11 protein-coding genes are annotated in these 13,673 nt (G+C 69.1%); 5 read left to right on the plus strand and 6 right to left on the minus strand.

The features are described 5' to 3' along the window. Positions 1-102 precede the first annotated feature (102 nt). The 5 genes from pgl to tkt all read right to left on the minus strand — a co-directional run bounded on the left by pgl (position 103) and on the right by tkt (position 6,742). Complete coding sequence (pgl, locus tag ACFO0C_RS05320) at positions 103-849, minus strand: 6-phosphogluconolactonase (RefSeq protein WP_378065372.1); 747 nt, start codon at positions 847-849, stop codon at positions 103-105. 66 nt (positions 850-915) lie between these two features. Then, positions 916-1,899 (minus strand): glucose-6-phosphate dehydrogenase assembly protein OpcA, encoded by a 984-nt coding sequence (locus ACFO0C_RS05325; protein ID WP_378065373.1) that lies wholly within the window; start codon positions 1,897-1,899, stop codon positions 916-918. Beyond that, positions 1,896-3,413, minus strand: a complete 1,518-nt coding sequence (gene zwf / locus ACFO0C_RS05330) for a glucose-6-phosphate dehydrogenase (protein WP_378065563.1) — start codon at positions 3,411-3,413, stop codon at positions 1,896-1,898. Before zwf ends, ACFO0C_RS05325 begins: the two co-directional genes overlap by 4 nt. Positions 3,414-3,485: 72 nt before the next feature. Then, positions 3,486-4,589: a transaldolase gene (gene tal, locus ACFO0C_RS05335; protein WP_378065374.1), complete on the minus strand. Its 1,104-nt coding sequence runs from the start codon at positions 4,587-4,589 to the stop codon at positions 3,486-3,488. A gap of 38 nt (positions 4,590-4,627) precedes the next feature. Then, positions 4,628-6,742 (minus strand): transketolase, encoded by a 2,115-nt coding sequence (tkt, locus tag ACFO0C_RS05340; RefSeq protein ID WP_378065375.1) that lies wholly within the window; start codon positions 6,740-6,742, stop codon positions 4,628-4,630. 259 nt (positions 6,743-7,001) lie between these two features. On the opposite strand from tkt, the gene ACFO0C_RS05345 reads away from it, so the two are divergent. The 3 genes from ACFO0C_RS05345 to ACFO0C_RS05355 all read left to right on the plus strand — a co-directional run bounded on the left by ACFO0C_RS05345 (position 7,002) and on the right by ACFO0C_RS05355 (position 9,332). Then, entirely contained in the window at positions 7,002-7,961 is a 960-nt protein-coding gene (locus ACFO0C_RS05345) for a heme o synthase (protein WP_378065376.1), read from the plus strand. Between the two features lie 199 nt (positions 7,962-8,160). Next, complete coding sequence (locus ACFO0C_RS05350; protein ID WP_378065377.1) at positions 8,161-8,454, plus strand: hypothetical protein; 294 nt, start codon at positions 8,161-8,163, stop codon at positions 8,452-8,454. Next, positions 8,454-9,332, plus strand: coding sequence for an ATP-grasp domain-containing protein (locus tag ACFO0C_RS05355; protein WP_378065564.1), 879 nt, complete (start codon positions 8,454-8,456; stop codon positions 9,330-9,332). The genes ACFO0C_RS05350 and ACFO0C_RS05355 overlap by 1 nt, the downstream gene beginning before the upstream one ends. Before the next feature lie 1,049 nt (positions 9,333-10,381). On the opposite strand, the gene ACFO0C_RS05360 is transcribed toward ACFO0C_RS05355, so the two are convergent. Then, entirely contained in the window at positions 10,382-11,338 is a 957-nt protein-coding gene (locus tag ACFO0C_RS05360; RefSeq protein WP_378065565.1) for a COX15/CtaA family protein, read from the minus strand. 150 nt (positions 11,339-11,488) lie between these two features. On the opposite strand from ACFO0C_RS05360, the gene ACFO0C_RS05365 reads away from it, so the two are divergent. Both ACFO0C_RS05365 and sufB read left to right on the plus strand, forming a co-directional pair. Continuing rightward, on the plus strand, positions 11,489-12,214 hold the full coding sequence (locus ACFO0C_RS05365; protein WP_378065379.1) for a helix-turn-helix transcriptional regulator: 726 nt from the start codon (positions 11,489-11,491) through the stop codon (positions 12,212-12,214). Continuing rightward, positions 12,211-13,632 carry a Fe-S cluster assembly protein SufB gene (gene sufB, locus ACFO0C_RS05370; RefSeq protein WP_378065381.1) on the plus strand — a complete coding sequence of 474 codons (1,422 nt, stop codon included), beginning with the start codon at positions 12,211-12,213 and terminating at the stop codon, positions 13,630-13,632. Before ACFO0C_RS05365 ends, sufB begins: the two co-directional genes overlap by 4 nt. Positions 13,633-13,673: the final 41 nt, after the last annotated feature.

Raw genomic sequence — 13,673 nt, forward strand, 5'->3', positions numbered from 1 at the left:
ATCCGCGCGGCGTTCAGCGGTCCGGACCGGACCGCCGCTCACCGCGCGGGTGGCGGTTGCGGTTTGTGTGGTGGCCCGGAGCGCGGGCCACCACACTGTCGGTTACGGCTGGGCCGGAACGTTCGCCGCCGCGGCCCGGTCCAGCAGCCAGAGCGTCTTCTGTACGCCCGTCGCGCGCGCCGCCGGCAGGTCACCGCCGGACAGCACCGTGCCGATCGGGGCGGCCTTGTCCGGCCCCGCGGCGATCAGCCACACCTCGTCGGCGCTCCGGATCGTCGGCACGGTGAGCGTGACCCGGGTGGGCGGCGGCTTCGGGCTGTCGAAGGTGGCGGCGGTGGTGCCGGTCTCCGCCAGCACCGGGTGCCCGGGGAACAGCGACGCCACGTGCCCGTCCTCACCGACACCGAGCATCAGCACGTCGAAGCGGGGCACCGGCGTTCCGGCACCGGCCGCGGCGGCGAGCTCGGAGGCGTACCGCGCGGCGGCCTTGATCGCGTCCTCGCCGTCCGGTCCGTCGGAGGCCGGCATCGCGTGCACCCGGGCCGGGTCGAGCGGCAGCTTGTCCAGCAGGGCCTCCCGCGCCTGGGTCTCGTTGCGGTCCGGGTCGCCGGACGGCAGGAACCGCTCGTCACCCCACCACAGGTCCACCCGGGACCAGTCGATCGCGGCCGCGGCGGGCAGCTCCCGGACCGAGCGCAGCACCTTCGCCGCGACCCGGCCGCCGGTCAGCACCACGCTCGCCGTGCCGTGCACCGCCTGCGCGTCGATGATCTTGATGGCGAGCCGTGCCGCCACCGTGGACGCCAGGATGTCGGCGTCCGGAACCACCACGACCACGGTCTCACTCAATGGGGTCTCTCCCTTATGAAGAGGCCGCCCGCCGCGGTGCGACGGACGGCCTCGATCTTGTCTCTGTCAGGCAGCGGAACTGGCGATCGCGGCCAGAGCCGGATCCTTCCAGACGTGCACCCGCGCCGGGTTGCGATGGTCCAGACCGGACAGGCCGGCCATGGCGCCGAGCGCGTCCGCGTAGATCTGGTCGGCGTCGAGCCGGCGCAGCTCCTCGGCCAGCTCGTCACCGACCGGCCGCTTCGGCAGCGGCATGTAACGGTCCTCCTGGCCGGTCCGGCTGAACAGCGCCGTGCCCTCCTCGCGGGTGACCCGGACACAGTCGCCGTTCTCGCACTGCAGCTCCACCGAGTGCAGGCGGGGCGCACGGTCGGTGTGCTCCATCACCGGCTCGATGCCGAGACGGGACTTGAGCCAGCCGAGCATCAGCCACGCGGTGGGGTCACGGTCCGGCGCGACGATCTTCGCGCCGATCACCCTGGCCTCGGTGCTGTCGAAGGCACCGGCCACCAGGGTCCGCCACAGCGTGATCCGGGTCCAGGTGAGGTCGGTGTCACCCGGTGCGTAGTCGATGGCCCGCTGCTTGAGCGCGGCCACCGGGTCGGGCGCCTGCGCGCTGTCGGTGATCCGCCGCTCCGAGACGACACCCAGGAAGTCGTTGGCGATCATGTTCGGCGGCTCCTCGTGCCACCAGGTGACCACCGGGACATCCGGGGCGAGCAGCGGCATCACGACCGACTCGGCGTGCAGCGCGAGACGGCCGTACATCCGCATGACGACCGCCTCGGCCGGGCCGAGGCGCCCGCCCACGACGATCTCCGCGTCCAGCCGGCTGCGGCCTTCCATGTCGGAGCGGACCACGATCAGCAGCCGGCAGGGGTGCGCGGCGGCGGCGATGGTGGCCGCCGCCTCGGCCTCCCGGACCTTCTTCTCCTCGACCACCGCGATCAGCGTCAGCGCCAGGCCGGAGGCCACGCCACCGGCGCTGCGCCGCTCCGCGGCCAGGGCCTTGACGACCTCGTTGCCGGTGGTGTCCCACAGACCGATCATGCCCGCCTCCAGGTACGGCCTTCGCGTGCCAGCATCTCGTCGGAGGCCCGCGGGCCCCACTCGCCGGCCCGGTACGGTTCCGGTTTCACGCCCGCCCAGGCGGCCTCCAGCGGGTCGATGACCCGCCAGGACTGCTCGATCTCGGCGGCGTCCGGGAAGAGCGTCCGGTCGCCGATCAGAACATCCAGGACCAGCCGCTCGTACGCCTCCGGGCTGGACTCGGTGAACGCCTCGCCGTACTGGAAGTCCATCGCGATGTCCCGGACCTCCATCGAGGTGCCGGGCACCTTGGAGCCGAACTTGAGGACCACGCCCTCGTCCGGCTGGACCCGCACGACCAGCTGGTTGTGGCCCAGCATCTCCACGTCGGCCGGGTCGAACGGCAGGTGCGGGGCCCGCTTGAACAGGATCGCGATCTCGGTGACCCGCCGGGGCATCCGCTTGCCGACCCGCACGTAGAACGGGACGCCGGCCCAGCGCCGGTTCTGGATGCCGAGGCGGACGGCGGCGTACGTCTCGGTGGTGGAGGTGGCCGGGATGTTCGGCTCCTCCAGATACCCGACGGCACGCTCGCCGGCCACCCAGCCGGGAAGGTACTGCCCGCGGACGGAACCGGTGCTGATGTCGGGCGGCAGGCTGATCGCCTTGAGGACCTTGAGCTTCTCCGCCCGTACCTCCTGGGGGTCGAAGCTCGTCGGCTCTTCCATGGCGATCATCGCGAGCAGCTGCAGCAGGTGGTTCTGCAGGACGTCGCGGGCCGCGCCGGAGGCGTCGTAGAACGCCGCGCGGGTGCCGATGCCGACGTCCTCGGCCATGGTGATCTGCACACTGTCGACGTACTTCGAGTTCCACACCGGCTCGAACAGGCTGTTCGCGAAGCGCAGCGCCATGATGTTCTGGACGGTCTCTTTGCCCAGGTAGTGGTCGATCCGGAAGACGTCCTCCGGGATGAACACGTCGTCGACCAGCTGGTTGAGCTGCACGGCGCTCTGGAAGTCGTGACCGAACGGCTTCTCCACGACGACCCGCCGCCAGCCGCCCGTCTTGGAGGGGTCGGCCATGCCGGTGCGGTTGAGCTGGTTGAGCACCAGCGGGAACGCGGCCGGCGGGATGGAGAAGTAGAAGGCCGCGTTGCCGGAGATGCCGTTGCGCTCCTTCAACTCGTCCAGCGTGGCCGCGAGCTTGTCGAAGGCGTCGTCGTCGTCGAACGAGCCGGGAATGAAGTGGAAGCGCTCGGAGAGGCGTTGCCAGACGTCGTCACGCCACGGCGTGCGCGCGCCCTTCTTCGCCGCCGCGTAGGCCAGGGACTCGAAGCTGCCGTCTCCCCAGTCGGCGCGGGCGAAGCCCACCACCACGAAACCGGGGGGAAGCAGACCACGGTTGGCCAGGTCGTACACGGCCGGGATTAGCTTCTTACGGGACAGGTCACCGGTGACCCCGAAGATCACCAGAGCGCAGGGCTCCGGGATCCGTGGAAGCCGACGGTCCTGTGCGGTGCGCAGCGGATTACCCACGTTCCCATCCTGCCAGTTCTGGAAGGTGCGGAGCGGCCTGTCCACGGGACAGGCCGCTCCGTCATTCAGCGCTTACGCGGCCTTGAGCGTCTTCGCGACGTTCTCGAGCAGCTCGTTCCAAGCCTGCTCGAACTTCTCCACGCCCTCTTCCTCGAGGACCTTGAACACGTCGGCGAAGTCGATGCCGACCGCCGCGAGGTCATTGAAGACCTGGTGGGCGTCCGCGAAGTTGCCGGTGACGGTGTCGCCGCGGGTGGTGCCGTGGTCCTCGTACGCGAAGATCACCGACTCCGGCATGGTGTTCACCGTGCCGGGCGCGATCAGCTCCTCGACGTAGATGGTGTCCAGGAACTCCGGGTTCTTCGTGCCGGTCGACGCCCAGAGCGGGCGCTGCGGGTGGGCGCCGGCCGAGGCCAGGGCCTTCCAGCGGTCGGTGCCGAAGACCTCGGTGTACGCCTCGTAGGCCAGCCGGGCGTTGGCGATGGCGGCCTTGCCCTTCAGAGCCTTCGCCTCGTCCGAACCGATCTTGTCGAGGCGCTTGTCCACCTCGCTGTCCACGCGCGAGACGAAGAACGACGCGACCGAGCCGATCTTGGACAGATCGTGGCCGTTCGCCTTCGCCTGCTCCAGGCCGGCCAGGAAGGCGTCCATGACGGCCCGGTACCGCTCGACCGAGAAGATCAGCGTGACGTTGACGCTGATGCCCGCGCCGAGCACCTGGGTGATGGCGGGCAGGCCGGCCAGGGTGGCCGGGATCTTGATGTACAGGTTGGGCCGGTCGACCAGCCACCACAGCGTCTTCGCCTCGGCGACGGTGGACTCGGTCTCGTGCGCCTTGCGCGGGTCGACCTCGATCGAGATCCGGCCGTCGATGCCGTTGGAGGCGTCGTAGGCCGGCCGGAAGACGTCGGCGGCCCAGCGGACGTCCTTGGCGGTCATCAGCCGGATCGCCTCCTCCACCGTCACGCCCTGGACGGCCAGGTCACGGACCTGCTCGTCGTAGGCGTCGGCGTCGGAGAGCGCCTTCTGGAAGATGCTCGGGTTGGTCGTCACGCCGACCACGTGCTGCTCGGTGCGCAGCTTGTCCAGCGAGCCGCTGGTCAGCCGCACCCGGGAGAGGTCGTCGAGCCACACCGCGACGCCCTGGGCGGAGAGCTCAGCCAGTCTGTCGGTCATTTCCCTCAACTCCTGAATGATGACGCAGTAGTTAGAAGTCAGTTACCGGTCTTGTGGCCGGTGATCTCGCCGACCTTGGCCAGGGACGCGTGGGCCTTCGCGACGACGTTGTCAGCGGTGAACCCGAACTGCTCGAACAGAACCGCGGCCGGTGCGCTGGCGCCGTAGTGCTCGATGCTGACCGCCTCGCCGGCGTCGCCGAGGATGCGGTCCCAGCTCATCCGGATACCCGCTTCCACGGTGACACGCGCCTTCACGCCGTGCGGCAGAACCTGCTGCTGGTATGCCACGTCCTGCTGGAAGAACCACTCCTGGCAGGGCATCGACACCACCCGGGTGGGGGTGCCGCTCGCCTCCAGGCGCTCCTGCGCGGTCAGCGCGATCGACACCTCGGAGCCACTGGCGATCAGGATCACCTGCGGGGTGCCGCCGGACGCCTCGGAGAGGATGTAGCCGCCCTTGAGGGTGCCCTCGGCCGACGCGTACTTCGAACGGTCCAGGGTCGGCAGGTTCTGCCGGGACAGCGCGAGCGCGGTCGGGCGGTCGGTGTGCTCCAGGGCGCCACGCCAGGCGTACGCCGTCTCGTTGGCGTCGGCGGGGCGGACCACGTCGAGGCCGACGATGGCGCGCAGCGCGGTCAGCGTCTCGATCGGCTGGTGCGTCGGGCCGTCCTCGCCGAGACCGATCGAGTCGTGCGTCCACACGAACACGACCGGCAGCTTCATCAGCGCGGACAGGCGGACCGAGCCGCGCATGTAGTCGCTGAAGACCAGGAAGGTGCCGCCGTACGGGCGGGTGCCGCCGTGCACCGCGATGCCGTTGAGGATCGAGCCCATCCCGTGCTCGCGGATGCCGAAGTGCAGCGTGCGGCCGTACTCGTGACCGGGGAACTCCTTGGTCGCGTACTCCGCGGGGATGAAGGACGGCTCACCCTTCATCGTGGTGTTGTTGGACTCCGCCAGGTCGGCGGAACCACCCCACAGCTCGGGCAGGACCGGGGCGAGCGCCTCCAGGATCTTGCCGGACGCGGCACGGGTGGCCAGGCCCTTGGCGTCCGCCGGGAACTCGGGCAGCGCCTCGAGCCAGCCCTCCGGCAGGCTCCGGGTGGCGAGCCGGTCGAACAGGGCCTTGCCCTCGGCGTTGCCGGCGGCCCAGGCGTCGAACTTCTCCTGCCACGCGGCGCGGGCCTCACGGCCCCGCTCGACGACCTGCTGCGCGTGCTTGACGACCTCGTCGTCGATCGCGAACGGCTCGTCGGTGAAGCCCAGCAGCTCCTTGGTGGCGGTGATCTCGGCGGCGCCCAGGGCGGAGCCGTGGATCTTGCCGGTGTTCCGCTTCTTCGGTGCCGGGAAGCCGATGACCGTCTTCAGCACGATGAACGACGGCTTGTCGGTCACCGCCTTCGCGGCCTGGATCGCGGCGTACAGCTCCTCGACGTCCTCGACGTACGGGTCCGAGCCACTCCAGTTCACCGTCTGGACGTGCCAGCCGTACGCCTCGTAGCGCTTGCCGACGTCCTCGTTCTTGGCGATCCGGGTGTCGTCCTCGATGGAGATCTGGTTGTCGTCGTAGATCACGACGAGGTTGCCCAGCTTCTGCACCGACGCGATGGCCGACGACTCGTGGCTCACGCCCTCCTCGATGTCGCCGTCCGAGGCGATCGAGTAGACGTAGTGGTCGAACGGCGACTCACCGGCGGGGGCGTCCGGGTCGAACAGACCGCGCTCACGGCGGGCCGACATGGCCATGCCGATCGCGTTGCCGATGCCCTGGCCCAGCGGGCCGGTGGTGATCTCGACGCCGGGGGTGTGCCCGTACTCCGGGTGGCCCGGGGTCAGCGAGTCCCACTGGCGAAGCGACTTCAGGTCATCCAGCGACAGGCTGTAACCATTGAGGAACAACTGAATGTAGAGGGTGAGGCTGGAGTGACCGCAGGACAGCACGAAGCGGTCGCGCCCCGCCCACTCCGGGTCCGTGGGGTCGTGCCGCATGACGCGGTTGAACAGCAGGTAGGCGGCCGGGGCCAGGCTCATGGCGGTACCGGGGTGGCCGTTGCCGGCCTTCTCCACGGCGTCCATGGCCAAGACCCGGGTGGTGTCCACCGCCTTGCGGTCGAGGTCGGACCAGTTGAGAGCGGGATCTGTGGCAGCCACGTCGGTTCTGCTCCTCGGGCAAAATTATGGAACCCTTTTCGGCTTGACCCTATCCAGTCGGGCTAAACGTCTGCGCAGCGAACGCACTAGGCACATACGCTGTGAGCGGACACGCCGGTTCAACGGGTGTGACCGCATGCACCCGTGCCGGGTGCCCCGAGCAGCAGAGACGGCTACGCGTAGGCTGTCCGGGTTGGCCGCCGGGTCGTCACCGGATCAGGGGCCGCGAAATAAAGCCGATGCCGGAAGGTGGCTGTCCGTGAGCATGATCACCGAGCGTCCCGTCCAACGGCGGACGCCCGGCGATGCCGTGCGCCCCGCTCGCGCCGCGAGCGCTGAGGGCCGGCGGAGCTGGGTTGCGGTGTTCCGGGCCTATCTGGCCCTGACCAAGCCGCAGATCGTGGAACTGCTCCTGGTCACCACCGTGCCGACCATGATGCTGGCCGCCCAGGGGTGGCCTGACCCGGTCACCTTCGCCGCCGTGCTGGTCGGCGGCGGTCTGGCCGGTGGTGCCGCGAGCGCACTCAACTGCTACATCGACCGCGACATCGACGAGCTGATGCGGCGGACCAAGAGGCGCCCGCTGCCGGCCAATCAGATGACGCCGCGTGCGGTGCTGATCTTCGGCCTGACACTGGCTGTGATCTCCGTCGCGCTGATGGCGCTTCTCACCAATTGGTTGGCCACCGCGCTGACCGCCTTCTCGATCTTCTACTACGACGTCATCTACACCCTCTGGCTGAAGCGCCGGACTCCGGCCAACACGTTCTGGGGTGGAGTGTGCGGCGCCGCTCCCGTGGTGATCGGCTGGGCCGCGGTGACGAACTCGATCCCGCCGATGGCGTGGGCGCTATTTGCCATTGTCTTCTTTTGGCAGATGCCGCACTTCTATGCGCTCGCGGTGAAGTACAAGGACGACTACGCCCGGGCCGGCATTCCGATGTTGCCGGTGGTGCGGTCGATGAAGCGGGTCAACTTCGAGATCATCCTCTACACAGTCCTCACTGTGGCCGCTTCGCTCGCCGCGTGGCCGCTGGGGCTCGGGCCGATCTACGGGGTCACGGCGATCGTCATGGGTGCCGTCTTCCTCTTCGAGGCGGTCCGGCTGGCGCGACAGGCCGGGGGTGGCACCGCGGTCAAGCCGATGCGCCTGTTCCACCTGTCGATCACGTACCTCACGGTGGTCTTCATGGCCGTCGCCGTTGACGCTCTGATCTGACTCGTCGCACAGGATGCCCGGATTGTCAGCAGTGTCAATCACTGTCCGTCACTCGAAGGGCGGATTCCCGGTGCGGGAACAATTCAGGCGTAATCTGGGCGAAACAACCGCCTGAATCTTGAAACCCGCAGGTAATTGGAGTCACAAAAACGGATCGGGGTGCACACCGTGGCGCCCTTGACTGCTTAGGCTGCGCAACATGGCAGAAGGTTCCGTTACGACACTGACCTCCGACATCAAGTCCTTCGCCGCCGGGCACGGCGGTGCCAAGGCGGTGATCGAGTACGTCGGTAAGCGCGGCGCCCGCATCGTCCTCGTCGGAGAGGACGGCGAGTGGTCCGACCAGTTCGCCCCGGACACCGGTGTCGCGCGTGAGGCGTGCGACTCCGCGGGCGTCCAGGTGGAGAACGAGTGGGAGCGCGAGCTCCTGGAGCAGATGCGGCCCAGCAACGACCTGTGGCGCTCGATGTCGCGGCGGAGCATGGCTCGCTGATGGTCCGTGACTCCCGGGTCGCGCTCGTCACCTGCGCGGCCTTCCCCGACCTGTGGGAGGACGACCACCCCCTCCGCGACGCGTTGCGTGAGCGCGGGGTGGTCGTCGAGGCGGTCCGCTGGGACGACCCGGCGGCCGACTGGTCGGGCTACGACATCACCGTGCTCCGCTCCCCGTGGGACTACATGACCCGGCACGGACAGTTCGTCGAGTGGGCCCGGTCGGTGCCGCGGCTGGCCAACCCGGCCGACATCGTCGAGTGGAACACTGACAAGCGCTATCTCGCGGAGCTCGCCGCGGCCGGCATCCCGATCATCCCCACCGAGTTCATCGGCCCGGGGGAGAGCTGGGCGCCACCGGCCGACGGCGAGTGGGTCGTCAAGCCGACGGTCAGCGCCGGCAGCCGGGACACCGCCCGCTACCTCCTTCCCGGACAGGCCGGCGAGGCGGTGGCCCACGTGGGCCGGCTCACCGCCGCCGGGCGGACCGCGATGGTCCAGCCCTATCTGTCCGCGGTGGACACCGCGGGGGAGACCGCGGTGCTCTGCACCCCCGACGTGGACGGCCGGCTGACCTTCAGCCACGGCATCCGCAAGGGAGCGATGCTCACCACCCGAGGTGACGTGCCCGTCGACATGAACGAGGAGCGGATCACCCCGCGGACGCCGTCGCCGGCCGAGCTGGCGCTGGCGGAGCGGGTTCTCGAGGTGATTCCCGGCGGGGCCAAGCGCCTGCTGTACGCCCGGGTCGACCTGATTCCCGGCCCGTCCGGCGAGCCGATGCTGATCGAGCTGGAGCTGACCGAGCCGTCACTCTTCCTGTTGCACGCGCCGGGCGCGGCCGACCGCCTCGCCGACGCGATCCTCACGCGCCTCTGATCGCCCCACGATCCCCGCGGCGTCGTCTTTGATCGCGTCGCGATCCCCGGGGCGTCGTCTTTGATCGCGTCGCGATCCCCGGGGCGTCGTCTTTGATCGCGTCGCGATCCCCGGGGCGTCGTCTTTGATCGCGTCGCGATCCTTCGCGCGGGTTCTGGTCGCGTCGCGTTTCTCGCCCGTCTCTGGTTGCTTCGCGATCCGTCGCGTTTTTCTGGTTGCGTAGCGTTTCCGCCGGTTTCTGGTCGCGTGGCGTTTTCCGCTCGTCTCTGGTTGCTTCGCGGTTCTCTGGTTGGGCGGCGTTTCCCGTCGACCCTGCTCGTGTCGCGTTCCTGGCCCGCCTTTGATCGTGTCGCGACCCTGAGGCGTGTCTGGTCGCGTCATGATCTTCACCCGGCTCTGCGGCAGGTCGGCATTTGGCGACCGGAACGTTCCGGTCACCAAATGCCGACCTGTTACGCGGCCTTCCGCTTCCGCGGCTGTTCGCGTGTCAGCGTTTCCGCCACGCACGGATCTTGTGATGGGGCTGCTCCGGAAGCCCTGCAGGCTGTCGATGAGTCGTCATGACGCGGCGATCTTGGCTGCTTTGCCACCGTTTTCGGTGGTGAGTCGCTCAAGAAGGGTGTTCCCACGCGGATCTTGGCGTCTCGCGAGGTGGTCAGAGCGTTTTCCGGCGGCGATCTTGGCTGCTTTGCCACCGTTTTCGGTGGTGAGTCGCTCAAGAAGGGTGTTCCCACGCGGATCTTGGCGCCTCGCGTGGCGGGCAGAGCGTTTTCCGGCGGCGATCTTGGTTGCTTTGCCGCCGACTTCGGTGGTGAAGGGTGCCAGGAAGGCCCTGGTTATCGGCCTTGAACCGGCGCGCCGGCCAGGTGGGTCCAGCGGTCGGCGCGCACTTCCACGCCAGCGAGTCGCCTGCCCCGGTGCGGAACGGCCTGGGCGAGGGCGGATACGCCGGAGCAGGGAAACGGAAAGCGTGAGAGTCGAGCTGCCCCGGTACCGCGGTCTCGGGTCCGCTCGCCGGTGATGGGCGGGTCAGGGGGCCGGTGGGCGGGTCAGGGGGCCGGGACCGGCTCGGGGCCGGGGGCCGCGGCCGGGACGGAACGGGGTGCCGCCTCCGGAGTGGTGACGGCCGGGCGGGAGCGCAGCGACCACAGGACCGACAGGGTGGCGACCCAGACCAGGCCGGAGCCGAGCATGTGGGCGGCGACGAGGGCGATCGGCAGATGGGTGAAGTACTGCACGAAGCCGATCAGGCCCTGGCCCATCTCGACCCAGAACAGCACGGCCGCGGCGCGGACGGCGTGGGCCGGGGCGCCGACGGCGCGGAGGGCGAACCACAGGGCCACGGTCAGGCCGATCAGCAGGAAGACCGTGTCGGCGTGGACCTGGGAGATCTGCTGCGGGTCCAGGTTGTTGCGCTTGGCGCCCTGGTCGCCGGAGTGCGGGCCGCTGCCGGTCACCACCACGCCGACGGCGATCACCGCGAGGCTCGCCGCCGTCGTCACCCACGCCAGCTGCCGGATCGGGGCCGGAACCAGCGGGATCGGGTCGCCGTCGCCCTCGGGCACCCGGCGCCACAGCGCGAACGCGCCGGCGATCAGCGCGATCGACAGGATGAAGTGCAGCCCGACCACCCACGGGTTGAGGTTGGTGAGCACCGTGATGCCGCCGATGACGCCCTGCCCGGGGATGCCGAGCGCGACCGCGACCGACAGGCGGGTCAGTGAGCGCCGGCGGCGGGCGAGAGCACCGAGGAAACAGGCCACGGCGATCGCCACGAGGACGAACGTGAGGAGCCGGTTGCCGAACTCGATGGCGCCGTTGATCCCCATCTCGGGCGTCGACACGTAGGAGTCGTCGGTGCATCGTGGCCAGGTGGGGCAGCCGAGCCCGGACTTGGTGAGCCGGACCGCGGCACCGGTGACGATGATGCCGACGTTGGCGACCACCGAGGCCAGCGCCAGCCCGCGCAGTGAGGACCCGCACCACCGAACGGGGCGGGAGGCCAGGAAAGCGGACGTCAGGCGCTCCTTGGAGGACTTCACCCCGCGCATCGTACGCTCGCTGCCGATCTTGATTTTCGCAGCTCCGGCAGGCGGTGGGGTGGATCACCGGGGGGCGGTTTGCGGGCTCCGAATGAAATACGTAACGTTGGCGTAGTGAAAAACGAGGTGCTGATCCAGATCGGCGTGACGGCTCCGGCCGCCGCGGCCGACGGACGCACCCGTGACCGGGTCGCGCAGCTCCTGCTGAGGCAGGGTGCCACTACCGCGGCCGAGCTCGGCGCCGCGCTGGGCCTGAGCCCCGCGGCCATCCGCAAGCACCTCGACGCGATGCTCGCCGAGAGCCTCGTCGAGACGCGCGAGCTGCGGCCGGCCAAGCCTCGTGGCCGTGGCCGCCCGGCCAAGGCGTTCGTGCTGACCGCCGCGGCCCGCGAGGACCTCAACCCGCACCACTACGACGGCATCGCCACCGCCGCGCTGCGGTGGATCTCCCAGCAGCACGGTCCGGAGGCCGTCTCGGCCTTCGCCGCCGCTCAGGTCAAGGCTCTCGAGGAGCGCTGTCAGGCGGCGCTGCGCGAGGCCGGCCACGATCCGATCGCCCGTGCCGAGGCTCTCGCCGAGGTGCTGACGGCCGAGGGCTACGCTGCCAACGCCTCGACGATCGCGTCCGGCGGGCAGCTGTGCCAACATCACTGCCCGGTGGCTCACGTGGCTGCCGAGTTCCCTCAGCTGTGCGACGCCGAGACCGAAGTCATCTCCCGGCTCATCGGCACCCACGTGCAGCGCCTCGCCACCATCGCGCACGGCGACGGGGTGTGCACCACGCACATCCCCGCACGCGGTGCGAAGACCACCGCCATCACGGTTAGGACAGATACATGACTGACCAGATCGTCACTCAGGAAGAGCACCTCGCCGCTCTTGGCAAGTACGAGTACGGCTGGGCCGATGCCGACGTCGCCGGTGCTGCCGCGCAGCGCGGTCTGTCCGAGGCCGTGGTGCGCAACATCTCCGCGCTCAAGAGCGAGCCGGAGTGGATGCTCAACCTGCGGCTCAAGGGCCTGCGGTTGTTCGACCGCAAGCCGATGCCGCACTGGGGCGCCGACCTGACGGGCATCGACTTCCAGAACATCAAGTACTTCGTGCGGTCCACCGAGAAGCAGGCCACCTCGTGGGAGGAGCTGCCGGAGGACATCAAGGCGACGTACGACAAGCTGGGCATCCCGGAGGCGGAGAAGCAGCGTCTGGTCGCCGGTGTCGCCGCGCAGTACGAGTCCGAGGTCGTCTACCACGCGATCCGTGAGGACCTGGAGGAGCAGGGTGTGCTCTTCCTGGACACGGACACCGCGCTCAAGGAGCACCCGGAGATCTTCCAGGAGTACTTCGGCACGGTGATCCCGGTCGGCGACAACAAGTTCGCCGCGCTGAACACCGCGACCTGGTCCGGCGGCTCGTTCATCTACGTGCCGAAGGGCGTGCACGTGGACATCCCGCTGCAGGCCTACTTCCGGATCAACACGGAGAACATGGGCCAGTTCGAGCGGACCCTGATCATCGCCGACGAGGGCTCCTACGTGCACTACGTCGAGGGCTGCACGGCGCCGATCTACTCGTCCGACTCGCTGCACTCCGCGGTCGTCGAGATCGTCGTGAAGAAGAACGCCCGGGTGCGGTACACGACGATCCAGAACTGGTCGAACAACGTGTACAACCTGGTCACCAAGCGCGCCACCTGCGAGGAGGGCGCGACCATGGAGTGGATCGACGGCAACATCGGCTCCAAGGTGACCATGAAGTACCCGGCCGTCTACATGACCGGCCCGCACGCCAAGGGCGAGGTCCTGTCGATCGCCATGGCCGGCGAGGGCCAGCACCAGGACTCCGGCGCCAAGATGGTGCACGCCGCTCCGCACACGTCGTCGACGATCATCTCGAAGTCGATCGCCCGTGGCGGCGGCCGCACCTCCTACCGCGGCCTGGTCCAGGTGCTGGAGGGCTCGTCGAGCTCGAAGAGCACCGTCAAGTGCGACGCGCTGCTGGTCGACACGATCTCCCGGTCCGACACGTACCCGTACGTCGACATCCGCGAGGACGACGTCAACATGGGCCACGAGGCGACCGTCTCCAAGGTCAGCGAGGACCAGCTCTTCTACCTGATGAGCCGCGGCCTGACCGAGGACGAGGCGATGGCGATGATCGTGCGTGGCTTCATCGAGCCGATCGCCAAGGAGCTCCCGATGGAGTACGCGCTGGAGCTGAACCGCCTCATCGAGCTCCAGATGGAAGGCGCCGTGGGTTAATCACCCACCCGCCCATCCCCCTGAGTAAACGCGGACTTAAA

The organism is Actinoplanes subglobosus, from assembly GCF_042650585.1.
GTDB classification, from domain to species: Bacteria; Actinomycetota; Actinomycetes; order Mycobacteriales; family Micromonosporaceae; genus Actinoplanes; species Actinoplanes subglobosus.

Excerpts from the sequence above, each read along its gene's own strand:
- ACFO0C_RS05355 (WP_378065564.1), top strand. The coding sequence starts at position 8,454 with ATGGTCCGTGACTCCCGGGTCGCGCTCGTCACCTGCGCGGCCTTCCCC.
- tal (WP_378065374.1), bottom strand. The coding sequence starts at position 4,589 with ATGACCGACAGACTGGCTGAGCTCTCCGCCCAGGGCGTCGCGGTGTGG.
- sufB (WP_378065381.1), top strand. The coding sequence starts at position 12,211 with ATGACTGACCAGATCGTCACTCAGGAAGAGCACCTCGCCGCTCTTGGC.
- ACFO0C_RS05325 (WP_378065373.1), bottom strand. The coding sequence starts at position 1,899 with ATGATCGGTCTGTGGGACACCACCGGCAACGAGGTCGTCAAGGCCCTG.
- ACFO0C_RS05350 (WP_378065377.1), top strand. The coding sequence starts at position 8,161 with ATGGCAGAAGGTTCCGTTACGACACTGACCTCCGACATCAAGTCCTTC.